This window comes from Lysobacterales bacterium (genome assembly GCA_016703225.1).
GTDB lineage: Bacteria > Pseudomonadota > Gammaproteobacteria > Xanthomonadales > Ahniellaceae > JADKHK01.
The window spans coordinates 616,319-635,607 of record JADJCM010000003.1; the positions used below are offsets into that span (position 1 = coordinate 616,319).

General features: G+C 66.7%; 17 protein-coding genes. 6 read left to right on the plus strand and 11 right to left on the minus strand.

The features are described 5' to 3' along the window. Positions 1-5 precede the first annotated feature (5 nt). The 7 genes from IPG63_16030 to IPG63_16060 all read right to left on the minus strand — a co-directional run bounded on the left by IPG63_16030 (position 6) and on the right by IPG63_16060 (position 7,296). Positions 6-2,117, minus strand: coding sequence for a tetratricopeptide repeat protein (locus tag IPG63_16030; protein MBK6728702.1), 2,112 nt, complete (start codon positions 2,115-2,117; stop codon positions 6-8). Next, a complete protein-coding gene (locus IPG63_16035; GenBank protein MBK6728703.1) occupies positions 2,114-3,031 on the minus strand; it encodes a hydroxymethylglutaryl-CoA lyase in 918 nt (305 codons plus the stop codon). The genes IPG63_16030 and IPG63_16035 overlap by 4 nt, the downstream gene beginning before the upstream one ends. Beyond that, positions 3,024-3,704: a hypothetical protein gene (locus IPG63_16040; GenBank protein MBK6728704.1), complete on the minus strand. Its 681-nt coding sequence runs from the start codon at positions 3,702-3,704 to the stop codon at positions 3,024-3,026. Before IPG63_16040 ends, IPG63_16035 begins: the two co-directional genes overlap by 8 nt. Continuing rightward, the gene (locus tag IPG63_16045; protein ID MBK6728705.1) at positions 3,701-5,698 is read right to left on the minus strand and encodes an acetyl/propionyl/methylcrotonyl-CoA carboxylase subunit alpha; all 1,998 of its coding nucleotides are present in this window, start codon (positions 5,696-5,698) and stop codon (positions 3,701-3,703) included. The genes IPG63_16040 and IPG63_16045 overlap by 4 nt, the downstream gene beginning before the upstream one ends. Positions 5,699-5,761: 63 nt before the next feature. Next, positions 5,762-6,166 carry a type II toxin-antitoxin system VapC family toxin gene (locus IPG63_16050; protein ID MBK6728706.1) on the minus strand — a complete coding sequence of 135 codons (405 nt, stop codon included), beginning with the start codon at positions 6,164-6,166 and terminating at the stop codon, positions 5,762-5,764. Between the two features lie 10 nt (positions 6,167-6,176). Continuing rightward, positions 6,177-6,446, minus strand: coding sequence for a type II toxin-antitoxin system Phd/YefM family antitoxin (locus IPG63_16055; GenBank protein ID MBK6728707.1), 270 nt, complete (start codon positions 6,444-6,446; stop codon positions 6,177-6,179). A gap of 55 nt (positions 6,447-6,501) precedes the next feature. Beyond that, a complete protein-coding gene (locus tag IPG63_16060; GenBank protein ID MBK6728708.1) occupies positions 6,502-7,296 on the minus strand; it encodes an enoyl-CoA hydratase/isomerase family protein in 795 nt (264 codons plus the stop codon). 133 nt (positions 7,297-7,429) lie between these two features. On the opposite strand from IPG63_16060, the gene IPG63_16065 reads away from it, so the two are divergent. The 5 genes from IPG63_16065 to IPG63_16085 all read left to right on the plus strand — a co-directional run bounded on the left by IPG63_16065 (position 7,430) and on the right by IPG63_16085 (position 10,489). After that, entirely contained in the window at positions 7,430-7,672 is a 243-nt protein-coding gene (locus tag IPG63_16065; protein MBK6728709.1) for a ferrous iron transport protein A, read from the plus strand. Continuing rightward, a complete protein-coding gene (gene feoB / locus IPG63_16070) occupies positions 7,669-9,516 on the plus strand; it encodes a ferrous iron transport protein B (protein ID MBK6728710.1) in 1,848 nt (615 codons plus the stop codon). The genes IPG63_16065 and feoB overlap by 4 nt, the downstream gene beginning before the upstream one ends. After that, the gene (locus IPG63_16075) at positions 9,513-9,770 is read left to right on the plus strand and encodes a hypothetical protein (protein MBK6728711.1); all 258 of its coding nucleotides are present in this window, start codon (positions 9,513-9,515) and stop codon (positions 9,768-9,770) included. The genes feoB and IPG63_16075 overlap by 4 nt, the downstream gene beginning before the upstream one ends. Positions 9,771-9,845: 75 nt before the next feature. Beyond that, complete coding sequence (locus IPG63_16080) at positions 9,846-10,079, plus strand: AbrB/MazE/SpoVT family DNA-binding domain-containing protein (GenBank protein ID MBK6728712.1); 234 nt, start codon at positions 9,846-9,848, stop codon at positions 10,077-10,079. Positions 10,080-10,090: 11 nt separating this feature from the next. Continuing rightward, complete coding sequence (locus tag IPG63_16085; GenBank protein ID MBK6728713.1) at positions 10,091-10,489, plus strand: type II toxin-antitoxin system VapC family toxin; 399 nt, start codon at positions 10,091-10,093, stop codon at positions 10,487-10,489. A 3-nt stretch (positions 10,490-10,492) separates the two neighbouring features. On the opposite strand, the gene IPG63_16090 is transcribed toward IPG63_16085, so the two are convergent. From IPG63_16090 to IPG63_16100, 3 genes are all read right to left on the minus strand, one after another. Continuing rightward, positions 10,493-12,100, minus strand: a complete 1,608-nt coding sequence (locus IPG63_16090; protein MBK6728714.1) for a methylcrotonoyl-CoA carboxylase — start codon at positions 12,098-12,100, stop codon at positions 10,493-10,495. A 101-nt stretch (positions 12,101-12,201) separates the two neighbouring features. Then, a complete protein-coding gene (locus tag IPG63_16095) occupies positions 12,202-12,543 on the minus strand; it encodes a hypothetical protein (protein ID MBK6728715.1) in 342 nt (113 codons plus the stop codon). Between the two features lie 99 nt (positions 12,544-12,642). After that, on the minus strand, positions 12,643-13,824 hold the full coding sequence (locus tag IPG63_16100) for an acetyl-CoA C-acyltransferase (protein ID MBK6728716.1): 1,182 nt from the start codon (positions 13,822-13,824) through the stop codon (positions 12,643-12,645). Between the two features lie 115 nt (positions 13,825-13,939). Here IPG63_16100 and IPG63_16105 point away from each other — a divergent pair, with 115 nt between their 5' ends. Next, positions 13,940-17,722, plus strand: a complete 3,783-nt coding sequence (locus IPG63_16105) for a PAS domain-containing protein (GenBank protein ID MBK6728717.1) — start codon at positions 13,940-13,942, stop codon at positions 17,720-17,722. On the opposite strand, the gene IPG63_16110 is transcribed toward IPG63_16105, so the two are convergent. Next, entirely contained in the window at positions 17,723-19,234 is a 1,512-nt protein-coding gene (locus IPG63_16110) for a DUF3369 domain-containing protein (protein ID MBK6728718.1), read from the minus strand. Between the last annotated feature and the right edge of the window lie 55 nt (positions 19,235-19,289).

The following is a 19,289-nucleotide window of genomic DNA, read 5'->3' on the forward strand; positions in this document are numbered from 1 at the left end:
TCAGATCAGAAAATGCGCGAGCTGCGAGCGAGTTCCGCTTCGACATGGGCGCGTAGCGAGCGCTCGCAGGTCGTGTCGTCGACCAGAGCAGGCAGGCCGGCTTCGACACGGGCACGGAACTGTGCGGCGTAGTCGCGATTGGCGATGCGCTGCACCGCGAGTTCGGCCAGAGTCGCAGCCGACTCGGCGCAGGCGCCTTCGATCCCCAGCAGGCGCAACATGGTGGCGCACTGGCGGCCGCGCATGAACTCGCCCGGGCAGGTCACGATCGGAAGCTTGGCTCGCAGGGCATCCAGCGCCGAGTTTCCGCCCGACCAGCCGAGGGTGTCGATCATCAGGTCGCAGGCGGTCAGGGTTTCGAGATATCGCGGGCGCGAAAGCTCTGGCAGGAAATGCAGGCGACTGGCCGCGGCGGCGCCGACCGACTGGCGCAGACGCTTGCGGAAACGCTGTGCCTCGGCGTTCAGCTCGCCGCCGAAGAACAACAGCCGGACCGACGCATCGCGGTCGAGCAACTCGGCGTACACCGGATCGTTGGTTGGCAGGACCTTGAAGATCGACTGCGGCACTACCGCCAGACGGCCGGCCGGTAGCCCGAGTTCGGCGCGCGTGCGGCCCACTGGCTGCGGCGGCAACGCGAAGCGTGTGCCAAGCCCCGGGAGCGGCAGCAATTGCTCGCGATAGACGGCAGCTGCGCCTTCGGGTTCCATGTCGCCACAGGTCAGATAGTGCGAGACGGATGGCAGCCCCGAGGTGACCGGATGGCCCCAGGCCATCCACTGGCGATGGGCGAGGCCGGCAGCGGCGGCCGCGAACAGGCGTTGATCCATGCCCAGTTCGGGATAGATCGCGAGGTCGAGATCGAGTCGGCGGACAGCGGCGGCGAAAGCATCCGCGTCCGGCCCGAATCGATGGAAGTGCGGCGCGCGTCGCGCGAATGCGCTGGTTTCATCGTCTTCGCGCGGACCGAGCTGGATCACGTGCAGATCGACATCGAGCTGTGCCAGGGCGTCGATCCAGCTGCCGAAATATGAGCCGACGGTGCAGTAGTACCAGTTCGCCGAAATGAGTCCGATGCGCGGACGCCCAGGCTGCCGGCGCTCGGCCAGGGCCGGGAGATCGGCACCGAGGATGCGCGTGGCGCCATCGAGCCAGTCACCGTAGCGACATTGCAGTGGATGGTCATTGTGGCCGTGATACGCGAGCAGGAAGGTGGAGGCGGCCAGTTGCGCGATACGCGGCTCGCAGCGTCGCAGACGATCGTGGTCGAATCGTTCGACCAGCGCCTCCAGTCGCTGTCGAAAGTTCTCGCGCACGGCCGCGATTTCCTCAACGCTGTCGAGTACTTCGGGCAGGGCCAGGGCCTGGGCCAGGGCGACGCGCAGTTCGGGCGAACGCTCCCCGAGTTGTGGTGGCGGAGCATAGGCGGCGAGGAAGCCAGCGCTATCGACGCGATGGGCGACGAGTTCGCGAATTACCGCTGCCGCAGCTTCGACGCGCTGTTCGGGCGGTGCTTCCGGCGACGGCAGCAGCGAAGCGGCCAGTGCATGGGCACTGCAACGCGCGGCAATTGCGGCGCCGGCCGCGCGCAGATCGTCGGGCAGATCCAGTCCGTCGAACAGCGCTCGCGCGTCGTCGGCACGTCCTTCGAGTGCCAGGCAATCGGCGATCGCAAGACGCAGCGCCGGCTCGTCTGCCTCCGCTGCCAAGGGTTGGTACAGGACCAGGGCCGCTGCGCCGTCGCCGACGCGCCGGTACAGTCCGCCGAGATTGAAACGTGCTTCGCGATGCCACGGAACCAGGGCCAGCGCGGCGCGCCAGTCGCCTTCTGCGGCGTCGAAGTCATTTCGTTCCAGCGCGCGGTTGGCGCGCCGGTTCAGGCAAGTCGCCAGGTTGCGACGAATGGCGGCATCATCCGGGCGCAGCGCATGCAATCGTTGCAGTGCAGAGATCAATGCGTCGTTGTCACCAAGTTGCATCGCGGCGTTGGCCTTGAGCGCCAGCGCTTGGGCGTGGCCCGGATCGCGGGCCAGCACGCGTTCGCTGATCTGCAGCGCGGCGCCGTGGTCGCCTGCACGAAACGCGGCATGGGCGCGGACGAGCAGGTCTGCGCTCATGCCAGAGCGGCGGTTGCGGCCAGTGCCCGTCCGAACTTGGAGCCGTTGCCGCGGCCGATTTCATTGCTGATCCATTGACCGGTCTCGACCAGCGCGTCAAGGTCGACGCCGGTGACGAAGCCCATGCCATGCAACAGGTAAACGACATCTTCGGTCGCGACGTTGCCGCTGGCGCCGGTGGCGTAGGGGCAGCCGCCAAGACCGGAGACCGAGGCATCGACCACGCGCACGCCTTCTTCGACGCAGGCGAATACGTTCGCCAGCGCCTGGCCGCGGGTATCGTGGAAGTGCACCGCCAGTGCGCCCATTGGCACTTCGCCGGCCACCGCCTTCAACATCGCACGCGCCTTGGACGGGGTGCCGACGCCGATGGTGTCGCCGAGCGAAACTTCGTAGCAGCCAAGCTCATGGATGCGGCGCGCGACACGCACGACCTCGCGCACATCGACCGCGCCCTGGTACGGGCAGCCGAGCGTGGTTGACACGTAGCCGCGCACCTTCACGCCATCGTTGCCGGCGCGCTCCAGGATCGGTCGGAAGCGATCGATCGACTCCTCGATGCTGGCGTTGATGTTCTGCCGTGTGAACGTTTCGGAGGCGCCGGTGAACAGGGCGACCTCGCGCACGCCGACCGCGAGCGCGCGTTCGTAGCCTTGCAGGTTCGGCACCAGCACCGGGTAGGCGACGCCTTCGTGCTTTTGAATGCCGGCGAACACCTCGGCGGCGTCGGCGAGCTGCGGAATCCACTTCGGGCTGACGAAGCTGGTCGCCTCGATGCTCCTCAAGCCGGCCGCGGACAGGCGGTCGATCAGTGCGATCTTGGTCGCGGTCGGCACGATGGGTTTTTCATTTTGCAGGCCGTCACGCGGACCAACTTCAACGATGCGGACACTGTCGTTCATGGGCTCATTCATGGGGTTTGGGCTTGCCGTCGGCGGGCGGGCTTTTCAAGAGCGCGTCGAGTTGCGCCTGTTGTTTGGCATCGACGCGGCGCAATTCCATGAACGCGCGGTCGATCGGGTCGAAGCGTCTCAGCCAGGCCGCGATGGCATCACCGTCGCCGCTGATCATGGTGTTGACGCTGCACTTGCCATCCGCACCACAGTTGGCGTGTGAGCCGGTTTCGACCTTGCCGCTGACCAGGCCTTCGGCGATGCGGTGTGCCTCGCGGCGCGGGTCGCCGTCGAACAGGTCGATGCGGTCGGCGCGCGCGACATAGCGCAGCAGCACATGGCCATCGCCCACTTCGCGCTTGCCGGATTCGCCCGGATCGCGATCGGAGACCGCGAGATAAACGTCGTCGTTGACCCGACGGAACTCGAAGCGCATTTTCTCGGAGAGATCTTCGCGCTCGCGCTTGCCATCGGCGGCGGTCTCGACGCTGACCCAGTGCGCGCAGTCCGCATCGACGTGCAGATGCATCGGGTCATCGCCGGTGTCGTCGACGGTTTCGGACTCCACCCGCCACCAGCCGGCGAAGGCCGGATCGCAGGCGATGACCTCGCCAGTCGGAATCGACTCGACGTGCAACTGCTCGCAGCCGGCGAGCGCGAATGCGGCGATCAGGGCACAGAGGATGTGTTTCATGCGGCCTCCACCTTGGCGAGCAGGACATCGGCTTCGACGAAATCACCGGCAACTGCGCGCAGGTCGACGACCTTGCCCGCATGTGGCGCGCGCAGCGTGATCTCCATTTTCATCGCTTCCATGATGACGAGTTCCTGGTTCGCCTCGACCGTGACATCGATCGCGACCTTGACCGCGATGATGCGGCCCGGCATCGGCGACTTGATCACTCCGGTGCCGTGCGCGGCTGCGGCATCGAACGCGAACGGGCTGCTCGGGTGCAGGCGATAGCGCCGGCCATCGACGAACACCAGCCAGTCGGCGCCCGAACGGCGCACGCGCACGCGCATGGCGCCGCTGCCGAGGCGTGCGCTCAGCCATTCGCCCTGGTGCAGTGCTCGCGCCACTTCGAGGTGGCGGCCGGCGATATCCAGTGCGTAGCGGCCATTGGTCCCATGCGCGACCAGCATCGGCTTGTGCTCGCGCCACTCGAAGCGAACCACGCGCTTGCCGGCGTGGCCGAGGCGCCAGGCGTCGGCGCGGCCCCAGGGACTATGCGGGTCGGAACTGGCACGCGCGGCGTCGATCGCGGCGGTCTCCTCGTCGAGCAATTCCGCGCAGGCAACGGCGATCAGCGCGGCTTCGGGCAGTTCGGTCGGTGTCGCCAGGATCTCGTCCAGATGGCGGTCGAGGTAGCCGGTGTCGATGGTCGCGTCCACCACCGCGGGGTGGCGGATCAACTGCTCGAGGAAGTCGATGTTCGACTTCGGCCCGAGCACGTCACACTGCGCCAGCGCTTCGGCCAGGCGTCGCAAGGCCGCCGGGCGATCGGCATCGTGCACGATGAGCTTGGCGATCATCGGGTCGTAGTAGATCGAGACGGTGTCGCCCTCGACCACACCGCCGTCGATGCGCACATGCGCGTCCGCGGCCGGTAGCGCAAGGCGCGTGATGCGGCCGGAGCCCGGCAGGAAGCCCTGTTCCGGATCTTCGGCGTAGAGACGCACTTCGATGGCGTGGCCGCGCGTCGTGACCTGTTCCTGGCGCAGCGGCAGCGTGCCGCCGGCGGCGACGCGCAGTTGCCACTCGACCAGGTCCAGACCGGTCACCAGTTCGGTCACCGGATGCTCGACCTGCAGGCGGGTGTTGATCTCCATGAAGTAGAAATCGCCCTGCGGCCCGACGATGAACTCGACCGTGCCGGCATTGCGGTAGTCGATGGCCTTGCCCGCGGCGACCGCGGCGGCGCCCATCTGCGCACGCAGTTGCGGCGTCAGGAACGGCGAGGGCGATTCCTCGATCACCTTTTGATAGCGGCGTTGCGCCGAGCATTCACGCTCGTTGAGGTGGATCACTTCGCCGTGGGCGTCGCCGAAGATCTGGATCTCGATGTGGCGCGGGGTCTCGACATAGCGCTCGAGCAGCACGCGCTCGCGTCCGAAGGCGTTCTTCGCCTCGCGCTGGCAACTCTCGAGGTTGGCGGCGAATTCGCCGGAGGCACGCACGATGCGCATGCCCTTGCCGCCGCCACCGTGCGCCGCCTTGATCATCAGCGGGTAACCGATGCGGTCGGCCTCGCGCTGCAGCAGCGCGGCGTCCTGGTCCTCGCCGGTGTAGCCCGGCACCACCGGCACGCCGTGGCCCTGCATCAGGATCTTGGCGCCGGCCTTGGAGCCCATCTTGCGCATCGAGGCCGCATTCGGCCCGATGAAGACGAGCCCGGCGGTCTCGACCGCCTCGGCGAAGTCGGCGTTCTCCGACAGAAATCCGTAGCCCGGATGGATCGCTTGTGCGCCGGTCTGCTTCGCCGCTTCGAGGATCACGTCACCAAGCAGGTAACTCTCGACCGGGCGCGACCCGCCGATGTGCACGGCTTCATCCGCCAGCATCACGTGTTGGGCGTTGGCATCCGCATCCGAATACACGGCCACGGTGGCAATGCCGAGCCGGCGGCAGGTGCGGATCACGCGGCAGGCGATTTCGCCGCGGTTGGCGATCAGGACTTTACGGAACACGGTCGCTCCTTGCGGGGGTTGCGATTGTACGGGCAGCGCAAGCCAAGCAGGAGGCCTTCTGGTTCATCGGAACGGGTCGATCGTCTCGACTCCGGTGGGTACAAAATGGCGGACGTTTCGAGTGACCACGCGCAAACCGCGGTCGAGCGCGATGGCAGCGATCATCAGGTCCGGGGAATCGTTGCCGATGCGCGCGCTCAGGGCGCCGAAGCGGCGTGCGGCGGAGCGGTCGAAGGGCAGCACGCGGTCCCCGTAATGGTCGAGCACGCGGTCCAGCCAGCGCGCCAGTTCCCCAGAGAATTGCGGGTTGTCGTGCGCCACCTGAATCACCCCGCGTTCGATCTCGGCGATGGTGATGGCGCTCAGAAACAGGTCGGCGTCGCGTTGTGCCCCGATCCACGCCATGAGCCGCGGGTTGCGTTGCCGCTTGCGCAAGCCCGAGAGCACGTCCGTATCGAGGAGGTACATGCGATTCGAGTCAGAACTTGAAGTCGCGGGACGGCACGGATCGACGCTCGAATGCCCCGTCGTCGCCAGGCATCGCGCACAGCAGTTCCGCGAGCGACCCGTGTTGGCGCTTGTCGAGGCGGCTCAGGCGTTCGAATTCGGCCGCATCCAGCACGATGACCGCGGGCTTGCCGCGACGGCTCACATGCTGCGGCTGGCCCGACAACGCTGCATTGACCACGCTGCTGAACTGGTTCTTGGCGTCCTGAAGGATCCAGTTGTTGCGCTTCGCTTTGTTCACGGCGACGATCTGACCAGTTGATCTGTCCAGATCATGGGCTTCGCCGCTGTCGCCGTCAAGTCGCGTTGACCCACCGCGGCGGCCGCTTGTCGAGAAAGGAGCCGAGGCCTTCCTGGCCTTCCGGGGAGACGCGCAGGCGGGCGATCAGGTCGGCGTTTTCGCTATCCAGGGCGTGCTGTACTTCGAGCGTCATGCCGGCCTGGCGCAGCGCCAGTTGCTTGGCTTCGCGCTGCGCCAGCGGGCCGCCCTTGGCGAGGAAGTGCAGGGCGCGTTCGACGGCGGCGTCCAGTTCATCCGCAGCGACAAGTTCATGGACCAGGCCGATACGCAGCGCGTAGTCGGCATCGAACACCTCACCGCTGACGAACAGCCGGCGCGCATGGCGCAGCCCAATGGCCGCGACCACGTAGGGCGAGATCACCGCCGGCACCAGCCCGAGCTTCACTTCCGAGAGCGAGAACTTTGCGGCGGGCGTGGCGATGGCGTGGTCGCAGCAGGCAATCAGACCGACGCCGCCACCGTAGGCCGAGCCGTTGACGCGGGCGATGGTCGGTTTGCCGAGGAAGTTCAGGGTGCGCATCAGCGTAGCCAGTCCGAGCGCATCGCGGCGGTTTTCATCGGCCGATGCCCGGGCCATGCGCCGCATCCAGTTCAGGTCGGCGCCGGCCGAGAAGGTGTTGCCGGCGCCAGTCAGCACCAGGGCGCGCACGCTGTCGTCCTGTTCCAACTGCTGGAGCGCAAGCGTCATTTCGGCGATCAAGCCATCGTCGAAGGCGTTGTGGACCGAAGCGCGATCGAGGACAAGTTCGGCGATCGCGCCACGACGTTCAATGCGGATGGACGAGGTCATGGCGGCTCCGGGCGGTCTGGGGCGCGGATGATAACGGTGGGGCAATCGAGGTCGCTTCCGGCCGGGAGATTCCGCTGCCTCGATTTCTGTCTATAATGCGAACCATTCGCATTCGTTCCGGGTGGGCTCGGTGGTGAAACTGTCGGAGTTGCCGCGTGGCGGCGGAGGCATCGTGGTTGCGGTGGACGCAGTCGGAGCGAACGACGCGATTGCTCGGCGTCTGCGCGATCTCGGCTTCGTCGCTGGCGAGGCGGTGAGCGTGCTCGCGTTCGGGCCCCTCGGCTCCGAGCCGGTGCTGGTGCGCATCGGCGATGCGCGCTTCGCGTTGCGTCGCGCCGAGGCGGCGCGCGTGCGGTTGCAGGCGCAGAGCCCGTGACCACCGCAGCCGCCACCATCGCCAGCCAAATCGCGCTGGTCGGCAATCCGAACTGCGGCAAGACCGCGCTGTTCAACGCGCTCACCGGCAGCCGCCAGAAGGTCGCGAACTACGCCGGCGTGACCGTCGAGCGCAAGGAAGGCCGCTTCACCACGGACTCCGGCCGTCTGGTGCGCGTGCTCGATCTGCCCGGTGCCTACAGCTTCGACGCGACCAGCCCGGACGAGCAGATCACCCGCGACGTCTGCAAGGGCCACCATCCGGAAGAACCGAAGCCGGACCTGCTGGTGTGCGTGGCTGATGCCACCAACCTGCGCTTGCACCTGCGCTTCGTGCTCGAAGTGCGCCAGCTCGGCCAGCCGATGCTGCTGGCGCTGAACATGATGGACGCGGCGGCGCGACGCGGTATTCGCATCGATGTCGCCAAGCTCGCTGGAGAACTCGGCATTCCGGTGATCGAGACGGTGGCGGTGCGGCGGCACGGCGCCGATGCGCTGCGCGCCGCGATCGACGGCACACCGCCAGCGGCGCCCGCGGTGGTGGCCGATCTCGACTTGCATGCCGAAACCCGGCGCCTGCTGCGCGCCGCGGTACAACTGCCCATGCAGCACGCCGAGCTGGAGGATGCGATCGACCGCGTCGTGCTGCATCCGGTATTCGGGCTCGCCATCCTCGGCGCGGTGATGTTCCTGATCTTCCAGGCGGTGTTCGCGTGGGCGGCACCGTTGCAGGACGCACTCGCCGCAGGCACCGCGAGCGTCGGTGCCTGGCTGGCGGCGGCAATGCCGGATGGTCCGCTGCAGAGCCTGCTGACCGACGGCGTCTTTGCCGGTGTCGGTACAGTGCTCGAGTTCCTGCCACAGATCCTGCTGCTTTTCGTGTTCATCCTGACGCTGGAGGAATCCGGTTATCTGCCGCGTGCCGCATTCTTGCTGGATCGGTTGATGTTCGCGGCCGGGTTGTCCGGGCGCTCGTTCATCCCGCTGTTGTCGAGCTTCGCCTGTGCCATCCCCGGCATCATGGCGACACGCTCGATCCAGGACCCGCGCGATCGCATCGCGACCATTCTGGTGGCGCCGCTGATGACCTGTTCGGCGCGCTTGCCGGTGTACACCCTGCTGATTGGCGCGTTTGTACCGCAGCGCGAAGTCGTTGGCCTGTTCAATCTCCAGGGTCTGGTGCTGTTCGGCCTGTACGCGGCCGGCATCGCCAGTGCGCTGCTGGTGGCGACGATCATGAAGCGCTGGCGGCGCGACCGTGGCGAGCACGCACTGCTGCTGGAATTGCCCTCGTATCGCTGGCCGCATCCGCGCGACCTGCTGATCGGGCTGTGGGAACGCGCCGCGATCTTCCTGCGCCGGGTGACCACGATCATCCTCGCGCTCACCGTGTTGTTGTGGTTCCTGTCGAGTTTTCCGGCAGCGCCGGCGGGCGCTGTCGGACCGGCCATCGACTACAGCTTCGCCGGTCGCATCGGCCACTGGATGGAGCCGCTGTTCGCACCGATCGGCTTCAACTGGCAGATTTGCATCGCATTGATCCCCGGCATCGCCGCGCGCGAAGTGGCGGTGTCCTCGCTGGCGACCGTGTACGCGCTGTCTGCGACCAGTGACGATGTCGCGATCATGCAACTGTCCGGCATCGTCGCGAGCGAGTGGTCGCTGGCCACCGCCTTGTCGCTGTTGGTCTGGTACATCTACGCGCCGATGTGCCTGAGCACCTTCGCGGTGATCCGGCGCGAAACCAATGGTTGGAAGCATGTCGGCATTGCCGCCGTCTATCTGTTCGCGCTCGCCTATGCCGCGTCGCTGGTCACCTATCAACTGACCTCGTGGCTGACATGAGCGGCTACGACGCGATGCAGTGGACGATCATCGCGCTCGCGGTGCTGGCGAGCGCGAGCTACGCCATCCACAGGCTCGCCCCGCGCAGCGTGCGCCGCGTCCGCACCGAGATCGCCCTGGTCTTCCTGCAACCTAGCCGCGGCCCGAGCGCACGCCGGATCGGCCGCTGGCTTGCGCCGAAGCCGCAGGCCGGTGGCGGATGCGGTGGCGGGTCTTGCGATGGGTGTGAAACCAAAGGCGACCGCTCGAAGTAGCCTTCATTCGGCATCCGAAGGAGGTCGTTGGGAGGCTGTATATTCCCCGCAGAAATCGGCTCAGGAGAAGCGGCCATGACGCACAGCACCGTGTTGATCAAGGACCAAGTCCAGATGATTCCGCTGCCGGAGGATGCGCGCTTCCCGGCAGGCGTCCGGCGTGTCGAGGTTCGTGTGATCGGCAACGACCGCATCATTTCTCCCGTTGAGTCGTCCTGGGAGAGCTTTTTCCGCGACGGCAATACGGTCTCCGAGGACTTTCTCGAGGATCGTGGCAGCCAGCATCAATCGCCCCGCGAAGAATTCTGAGGCAGCGCACGATGCTCAGGTACATGCTGGACACGAACATCGCGGTGTACGTGCTGAAGCGAAAGCCACTGCAGGTGTTGGACGTGTTCAATCAGCGCCATGGACAGATGGCCATTTCCAGCATCGTTTACGCCGAGTTGGCTTTTGGTGCGGAGAAGAGCCTGGAACCGGTTCGAAACCAGCAAGTCGTCGAGTCTTTCTGCAGTCGCTTGGTGGTGCTTCCCTACACCGAGAAGGCCGCGCAACACTACGGGAGGATTCGGGCGGTGCTGGAGCGCTCCGGCACGCCCATCGGCGTCAACGACCTGCACATCGCCGCGCATGCCTGCGGTGAAGGTCTGATCCTGGTCAGCAACAATCTGCGCGAATTCGAATGCGTGCCCGGACTGGTCTCCGAAAACTGGCTCTGACGACTACATCCGGAACACCCCGAAGCCGGTCTTCTCGATCGGCGCATTGAGCGAAGCCGAGAGCGCGAGGGCGAGGACGCGGCGGGTGTCGGCGGGGTCGATGATGCCGTCGTCCCAGAGGCGGGCACTGGCGTAGTAGGGATGGCCCTGGCGCTCGTACTGCTCGCGGATCGGGGCCTTGAAGGCGTCTTCCTCTTCTTTCGACCAGCTGCCGCCGGCGGCTTCGATGCCGTCGCGGCGCACGGTGGCGAGCACGCTCGCGGCCTGTTCGCCGCCCATCACGCTGATGCGCGCGTTCGGCCACATCCACAGGAAGCGCGGCTGGTAGCCGCGGCCGCACATTGCGTAGTTGCCGGCGCCGAAACTGCCGCCGATGATCACGGTGAACTTGGGCACGTGCGAGCAGGCGACCGCGGTCACCATCTTCGCACCGTCCTTGGCGATGCCGGCGTTCTCGTACTTCTTGCCGACCATGAAACCGGTGATGTTCTGCAAAAACACCAGCGGGATGTTGCGCTGGTTGCACAGCTCGACGAAGTGCGCGCCCTTGAGCGCGGATTCGGAGAACAGGATGCCGTTGTTGGCGACGATGCCAACCGGGTAACCGTGCAGATGGGCGAAGCCGCAGACCAAGGTCTTGCCGTAGCGCGCCTTGAACTCCTGGAACTCGGAGGCATCGACCAGGCGCGCGATGATCTCGCGCACGTCGAAGGGATAGCGTGTGTCGCGCGGCAGGATGCCGTAGAGATCCTGCGCGGCGTAGGCCGGATCCGCCGGTGGGCGTACCGTTACCGGCAGGGTCTTGCCGCGATTCAAGTGCGCCAGCACGTCGCGTGCGATTTCGAGCGCGTGCTCGTCGTTCTCGGCGAAGTGGTCGGTAACGCCGGAGACCGAGCAGTGCACCTCGGCACCGCCGAGCGACTCGGCATCGACGATCTCGCCGGTCGCGGCCTTCACCAGCGGCGGACCGCCGAGGAAGATCGTGCCCTGTTCGCGCACGATGATCGATTCGTCGCTCATCGCCGGCACGTAGGCGCCGCCGGCGGTGCACGAACCCATCACCACCGCGATCTGCGGGATGGCGCGCGCCGACAGTCGCGCCTGGTTGTAGAAGATGCGGCCGAAGTGCTCCTTGTCCGGGAACACGTCGTCCTGCAGTGGCAGAAAGGCGCCGCCAGAGTCGACCAGATAGACGCAGGGCAGACGGTTCTCGAGCGCGATTTCCTGCGCGCGCAGGTGCTTCTTGACCGTCATCGGCAGGTAGGACCCGCCTTTCACGGTGGCGTCGTTGGCGACGACCATCACTTCCATGCCATGGACGCGGCCCACGCCGGTAACCACGCCGGCCGCCGGTGCCTGGTCGTCATACATGCCGTGTGCCGCCAAAGCCGAAAGCTCCAGGAATGGTGAGCCGGGGTCGAGCAGGGCACGGATGCGTTCGCGCGGCAGCAGCTTGCCGCGTTCGGTGTGTTTCCGCCGTGCTTTTTCGCCGCCACCGCCGGCCACGTGCGCGGTCTGCGCGTTCAGGTCGGCGACCAGACCGAGCATGTGTTCGGCATTGGCGACAAAGTCCGCGGCGCGCGGATCGATGCTCGACTGGATCTTGGGCATGGGCAGGCGTTCCTGGAGGAAGCGGCGAGTTTAGCGAGCGCGCAACAAAAAACCGCCGGGTTGCCCCGGCGGTTTCATGGTCTTGCAAGCAGCGAAGCGGATTACTGCTGCGGCGCTTCTTCGGCCGGAGCGGCGGCATCGGCCGGAGCGGCAGCGGCGTCGGCAGCGACTTCGCCAGCAGCAGTTGCGGCATCGGCGGCGACTTCACCCGCGGCGGTCGCGGCATCGGCAGCGACTTCGCCCGCGGCAGCGGCGGCGTCGGTGGCTGCGTCGGTCGTGGCGGCGGCGGCTTCCGTGGCGGCAGCGGCGGCGGCGTCGGCAGCCTGTTCCGCAGCCTGAGTGGCTTCGGTGGCGGCCGTGTCGGCGGCTTGCTGGGCATCACCACCGCAGGCGGCCAGGGCGGCGGCGAGTGCGGCGATCAGGGCGAGCTTGTTCAGTTGCATGGGTTTTCTCCAAGGAGTCAGTGAAAGACACGACCTTTCCGCGCCGCCGGGCTGGCCTGCCAGTCGGTCGCGGAGGGGTGACAAGGTCGGGGCGGGATATTACACGAGTTCAATCGCGATCGCGGTCGCTTCGCCGCCGCCGATGCACAGCGACGCCACGCCCCTTTTCAGCCCGCGCGCAGCGAGCGCGTGGATCAGCGTGACCACGATGCGAGCACCGCTGGCGCCGATCGGATGACCGAGTGCGCAGGCGCCGCCGTTGACGTTGATGCGCTCGTGCGCGATGCCCAGTTCCTGCATCGCTGCCATCGCCACCACGGCGAAGGCCTCGTTGACTTCGAACAGATCGACGTCGGCGACCGACCACCCGACCTGCTTCAGCAACTTCGCGATTGCCGGCGCCGGCGCAGTCGTGAACCAGGCCGGTTCCTGGGCGTGGGTGGCGTGTCCGAGCACACGTGCGATCGGCCGCAGACCCCGCGCCCGCGCGTCGTTTTCGCGCATCAGCACCGTCGCCGCGGCGCCGTCGTTGATGCTCGAGGAACTGGCTGCGGTGATGGTGCCGTCCTTCTTGAAGGCGGCCTTCAGCGTGCCGATCTTGCCGATGTCGCAGCGTCCCGGCTGTTCGTCGCTATCGATGACGACATCACCCTTGCGACCGGCGACGGTAACGGGCGCGATCTCGTTCTTGAACGCGCCGGAAGCCTGCGCTGCCAGCGCGCGCCGCACCGATTCGGCGGCGAACGCGTCCTGCGCTTCGCGGGTGAAGGCGAGCTTGTCCGCGCACAGTTCGCCGAACACGCCCATCGACTGCTTGTCGTAGGGATTGACCAGACCGTCCCAGGCCATGTGATCCAATGCCTCGAAACCGCCATATTTGACGCCGGTGCGACTGCCCGGCAGCAGGTGCGGAGCATTGGTCATCGACTCCATGCCACCGGCGACGACCACGCTCGCGTTTCCGAGCTTGAGCGCGTCATGGCCGAGCATGATTGCCTTCATGCCCGAGCCGCAGACCTTGTTCAAGGTTAGACAGGCCGCTGCGGTGGAGACGCCAGCGGCGAGTGCCGCCTGACGCGCCGGCGCCTGGCCCAGGCCCGCCGGGAGCACGCAGCCCATCAACACTTCCTCGACCTGGTCGCCGGCGATACCAGCCTGCGCGAGCGCCGCGCGAATCGCCGCAGCACCCAGTTGCGGCGTCGCAACACCGGTGAACTGACCGAGCAGCGACCCAAGCGCCGTGCGCTTCGCGCCGACGATGACAACGGGATTTTGCGACATGGCGACTCCAGTGGGTGGGATGGTGCGAACGCCCGATTATCGCGGTGCAACATGCTCGGGGCAATCAAGAATCGTCACGGTTGTCGGCGTGCGGTCGCAGCGATAGCCTCGTCCCATGCATCGCCTGTGGCTTTCCTGCATCGTCGTCGTGGCCGCGTTCCTTGCGACGGTTGCCAGCGCGGGCGGTGCCCCGGTGGTCGACAGCGTGCGCTTTCGTTCGATCACGGTCGAGCACGGACTCAGCCAGGCGACGGTGCGCGCGCTGTTGCAGGATCGCCGTGGTTTCGTCTGGATGGGCACGCTCGACGGCCTGAATCGCAGCGACGGCGTGCGCATCCGCACCTTTCGCGCGCTGGCCACACAGCCGGATTCGCTGTCCGACAATCACATCTGGACCCTGGTCGAGGACCGCGAGGGTGGCATCTGGGTGGGGACCGCGGCCGGAGGCGTGAATCGTTTTGATCCGCAGAGCGAGCGCTTCGAGCGATTCCCGCACGGTTCGGACGAGCCGGGCGCACTGGCTGGCGATGCGGTCACGGCGATGGCCGTGGACGGGCAGGGCCGCGTCTGGCTGGCGACTTCGGCCGGAGTATTGCAATACATCGTGCCCGGCCAGCGCCATTTCGTGCGGGTGCGCGATGCAACTGAACTGCCCGGACTGAACGCTACCCGCGATCTCCAGTTCCGGCGCGATGGCCACCTGCTGGTGGCAACGCGCAGCGGTCTGTACGAACTCGACGGAGAGGGCGTGCTGTTGCGCAGCTGGCTCGATGAGCGCGGCGAGGCGCCCGATTGCTACTCCGTAAGCGAGGGTCCAGATGGCAGCCTCTGGTTGGGATCGGGCGATGCCGGACTGCTGCACTGGCCCGCTGCCGACGCCGCGCCGCGGCGACTGCAGCGGGCAGACGGCCTGGTCAGCGACACCGTGCGCGCGCTGCAGTTCGACCGTGCGGGTCGGCTCTGGATCGGAACTCTCAACGGGCTTGGGCGATTGGACCCGCAGCGCGGAGAGTTTTTGTCCTGGCACTACGACCCCTACGGGCGCACCGGGCTTGGCGCGCACCGCATCGAGTCGATGATGCTGGATCGTGACGGACTGCTCTGGGTGGGGACTTGGGCCAACGGCGTGAGTTTGCATGATCCACTGGCGACCGGCTTCCGGTTGGCGCCGTTCCGTCCGGGGGATCCGCGCTTCCTGCCGCGGCCGACCGCCACTGCCCTGGCCGCCGCGGCCGGTGGCAAGCTTTGGGTTGGCCTCAATGAGGAGGGCGGGCTGGTGCGGCTCGATCCGCGCGCGGGGGTGGACACGCACTGGCTGCATGAACCCGGAGACCCTCGTTCGCTCGGCGCATCGTCGGTGCAGGCCGTGCTCGAAACCCGCGATGGCAGCCTCTGGGTGGGATCGCAGACCGCCGGGCTGAGCCTGCTTCGTGGCGGTGCCGACCGCTTCCAGCGATTCGTGCCGAATGCTGACGATCCGGCCTCCTTGCGTGCGCGCAATGTTTCGAGCCTGTTCGAGGACCGCGATGGTCGCGTTTGGGTCGCGACCATCGGTGCCGGCGTCGCGCGGACCTGCCCGACCTGCGCCGGCTTCGAGAGTTTCGAGCAGATCTCGGGCGGCCAGCGACTGCCGCTGCAATTCGTCAATCTGACGCGACAGACGCGCGACGGCGCGTTGTGGTTCGGTTTGCGTGCCGGTGGCCTGGTGCGGTTCGACGCCGCGACGCAGACGCTGACGCCCTACCGCGCAGACGGCGGGGCTGGCAGCCTGAGCAGCAGCTTGGTTACCCACTTGTACGAGGACGCTGAGGGACAACTCTGGGTCGGCACGCAGGGAGGCGGCCTGAACCGGGGACGGCGTGGGCCGGACGGGCGCTACGGGTTCATCGCGCTTCGTCGCGACGGCGGCCTCGCCGCCGATGCAATCGCCTCGATCTTGCCCGATGGCGCCGGGCACCTGTGGGTTGCGCATACGGTGGGCATCACCCGCGTGCGCATCGCCGACCTCGCCATCGTCAACTACGGCGCGGCCGAAGGTGCCCAGGGTCGCGGCTATTTTGTCGGATCGGCGGCGATCACCGCGGCCGGAGAGCTTGCGTTCGGTGGCCTGGAAGGCGTAACCATCTTCGACCCGCGCGCGGTGGCCGAACCGCGTCCACCCAAGGCGCCGATCGTGGCGGCGCTGCGCGTGCTCGGTCCGAGTCGGTCGCGGGATCACGACCCGGAGTCCGCCGAGCGGCGCCCGGAACGCGACGGCGAGCGTGTGCTGCTGCGCCACGACGACACCGTGCTGCAGGCGGATTTCAGCGCGCTCAATTTCATCGATGCGGCATCGACTCGCTACGCCTACCAGCTTGACGGCCTCGACGAGCGCTGGATCGCGTTGGCCGCGGGCACCGCCAGCACCAGTTTCACCAGCCTCCGGCCCGGCGACTATCGCTTACGGCTGCGCGCCACCGGGCCGTTCGGTGATCGCTGGATCGAGTCGCAGGACGCGCTGCAGTTGCGGGTGCTGCCCGCGCCGTGGTGGTCCTGGTGGGCGGTGACGGGTTACGCCGCTGCGATGCTGTTGCTCGGCTGGCTGGCGCTCGGGCGCCTCGCCCGCTACGCGCGTCAGCGTCTCGACGAGCAACGCCGGCTCAAGCAGAGCGAGGAATGGCTGAGCATGGCGCTGGAGTCCTCGGGCGACGAGATCTGGGATGCCGACCTCGTTGGCGGCAGCATCGTGCGCCGCAATCCCAATCCGGAGACGGTCATTCCGGACCGCGATCGGCTCGGCGTGCAGGACATCTTTGCGGCGGTGCATCCCGACGACCAGCAGGGCTTCCTGGATGCGTACCACGCCGCAGTGAAGGGTTTGAGCGATCGACTGAAGACCAGCTTCCGCATCGCCACGCGCAACGGAGGCTGGTTGTGGGCGCTGTCCTACGGGCGCGTGGTCGAACGGGATGCCCAGGGCCGCGCCACACGCTTGATCGGCGTCTCGCGCGACATCAGCGACATCATGCAGCACGAGGAGGCGCTGCAACGCCTGAACAGCGAGCTGGAGCATCGCGTCGACGCGCGCACGCGCGACCTGCAGGGCGCCAACGCACAACTGCGCCGCACCCTCGACGAATTGCGCCTGGCGCAGAAACAACTGGTCGAATCAGAGAAGATGGCTGCGTTGGGTGGGCTGGTCGCCGGCGTCGCGCACGAGATCAACACGCCGCTCGGCATCGGCGTCACCGCGGCTTCGCACCTGTCCACCGAATCGCGGCGCATCCAGACGCTGGTGGCCGACGGCAGCATGAAGCGCTCCGATCTCGATGGCTACCTCGCGACCGCCGGCGACAGTTCGGAGCTGATCCTGCGCAACCTCAAGCGCGCCGACCACCTGGTCAAGAGCTTCAAGCAAGTTGCCGTCGATCAGTCGAGCGAACAGCGCCGCGTCGTCGATCTGGCCGAATATCTCGACGAGATCCTGACCTCGTTGCACCCGCGACTCAAGCGCACCGGGCACCGCGTGCTGGTCGACTGCGACGCATCGATCCGCGCCCACACCTATCCGGGTGCGCTTTACCAGGTGATCGTGAATCTGGTGATGAACTCGCTGGTGCACGGGTTCGAGAATCGTGAGAACGGCACCGTGCGCATCATCGTGCGCTGCGTCGAAGGCCAGATCGAAGTCGACTTCAGCGATGACGGTTGTGGCATGAGCGAAACGGTGCGAACGCGCATCTTCGAGCCGTTCTTCACCACCAAGCGCGGCCAGGGCGGGTCCGGGCTTGGTATGCACATTGTCTACAACCTGGTGACGCAGATGCTCGGCGGCACCGTGGACTGCGAGAGCGCGCCGGGGCATGGCGTGCACTTCCTGCTGCGCTTTCCGCAGGGTGACCTCGAAGCGATCGACTGATCAGTCGGGGAAGCGGGCGCGGATCTGCTCGGCGCGCTGCCAGTTGTCGAACAACAGCTGTACCAGGCGCGGGTCGAACTTCTTGCCGGTCTGTTCGCTGATGAAGGCGCGGATGTCCTCGGCGCGCCAGGCTTCCTTGTAGCATCGCTTGCTGCCGAGTGCGTCGAAGACATCGGCGAGCGCGGTGATGCGACCCCCGATCGAAATTTCGTCGCCGCGCAGGCCGCGCGGGTAGCCGGAACCATCCCAGTTCTCGTGGTGGTCCTCGGCGATGATCGCGGCCAGCTGCAGCAGTGGCAGCCGCGATGCCGCCAACCACTGCGCCCCGATGCGCGCGTGCGTGCGCATCACGTCGGTTTCCTCGGTTGAATGCGTCCCGGGCTTGTTCAGTACCGAATCGGGAATGCCGATCTTGCCGATGTCATGCAGCGGCGCTGCGTATCGCAGCATTTCGCGCGCACGGGATTCCAGTCCGCAGGCCTCGCCGATCAGGTCGGCGAGGTGGCCGACGCGTTTGACGTGGTTCAGCGTGTCCTTGGAACGACTCTCGGCGACGCCGGCGAGCAAAGTGACGATTTCCACCTGCGAGTCGAACATCTCGCGCTGCAGGTGCAGGTTCTCGAATGCGATCGACACGTTGGTGCAGAACACCTCGACCAGCTTCATGTCGAGCGGGGTCAGGTCCCAGGTCTCGCCGACGTAGAGCAGGCTCTCGGTGCGGTGGCTGTCGGTGAAATGCAGGACGTAGTGGTCCTTGTTGAACACGTGTCGCTTGCGCGTGTAGGCGTCGCGCAGGGTGTCGGCGATGTGCGGCGGCAGGCGCTCGTCGGCGTTGTTGTCGACGAAACGGGCGTAGTCGCCGTTCGCCGCCGCGATCACGAAGTGCTCCGGTGTCTGCGCCGCCGGGCGCGGCACCTTGCAATAGAGCGCGCCGCGTTCGACCCCGACCAGTGTCGTCAACTGGCCGAGCACGGCCGAGGCGAACTCGTGCGAATGCTGGTGCGAGAAGATCCTGGCCGACGCCTCGATGACGCGCTCGAGGCCACGCTTGTTGGCCTCGATGGTCATGATGTCGCGATGCGCGCGCAGGGTCGCGTACATCATCGTCGACAGCTTCTGCGCGGTGAGCTCGGTCTTTTCCTTGTAGTCGTTGATATCGTAGTTGGCGATCACTTCCTGTTCCGGCGCCTGGCCGGGCTGACCGGTGCGCAGCACGATGCGCACGAAGCGGTTGCCGATCTCGTTGCGGATCACCTTGACCAGGTCGAGCCCGGCCTGGTCGCTCTCCATGACCACGTCGAGCAGCATCACCGAGGTGTCCGGATGCTGCGCGATCAACCCGCGCGCTTCCCTGGCCGAATACGCCTGCAGGAATAGCAGCGGCCGGCCCTCGAAGCGGAAGTTCGACAGGACGAGACGGGTGACATTGTGCACCTCGGGCTCATCGTCGACGATCATCACCTTCCACGGTTGCACCGTGGCGGTTTCCTCGGGTGCGAACAGTTCATCCATCGCGACGACCCCCTCTCAAGCGGCCGACCGAACATACCAGCCCCGCATGAAAACG

Bases quoted from the DNA above. Each gene is read 5' to 3' on its own strand.
- IPG63_16085 (MBK6728713.1), top strand. From the start codon at position 10,091: ATGCTCAGGTACATGCTGGACACGAACATCGCGGTGTACGTGCTGAAG.
- IPG63_16035 (MBK6728703.1), bottom strand. From the start codon at position 3,031: ATGAATGAGCCCATGAACGACAGTGTCCGCATCGTTGAAGTTGGTCCG.
- IPG63_16060 (MBK6728708.1), bottom strand. From the start codon at position 7,296: ATGACCTCGTCCATCCGCATTGAACGTCGTGGCGCGATCGCCGAACTT.
- IPG63_16030 (MBK6728702.1), bottom strand. From the start codon at position 2,117: ATGAGCGCAGACCTGCTCGTCCGCGCCCATGCCGCGTTTCGTGCAGGC.
- IPG63_16105 (MBK6728717.1), top strand. From the start codon at position 13,940: ATGCATCGCCTGTGGCTTTCCTGCATCGTCGTCGTGGCCGCGTTCCTT.
- IPG63_16095 (MBK6728715.1), bottom strand. From the start codon at position 12,543: ATGCAACTGAACAAGCTCGCCCTGATCGCCGCACTCGCCGCCGCCCTG.
- IPG63_16040 (MBK6728704.1), bottom strand. From the start codon at position 3,704: ATGAAACACATCCTCTGTGCCCTGATCGCCGCATTCGCGCTCGCCGGC.
- IPG63_16080 (MBK6728712.1), top strand. From the start codon at position 9,846: ATGACGCACAGCACCGTGTTGATCAAGGACCAAGTCCAGATGATTCCG.
- IPG63_16110 (MBK6728718.1), bottom strand. From the start codon at position 19,234: ATGGATGAACTGTTCGCACCCGAGGAAACCGCCACGGTGCAACCGTGG.
- IPG63_16050 (MBK6728706.1), bottom strand. From the start codon at position 6,166: ATGTACCTCCTCGATACGGACGTGCTCTCGGGCTTGCGCAAGCGGCAA.
- IPG63_16100 (MBK6728716.1), bottom strand. From the start codon at position 13,824: ATGTCGCAAAATCCCGTTGTCATCGTCGGCGCGAAGCGCACGGCGCTT.
- IPG63_16090 (MBK6728714.1), bottom strand. From the start codon at position 12,100: ATGCCCAAGATCCAGTCGAGCATCGATCCGCGCGCCGCGGACTTTGTC.
- IPG63_16075 (MBK6728711.1), top strand. From the start codon at position 9,513: ATGAGCGGCTACGACGCGATGCAGTGGACGATCATCGCGCTCGCGGTG.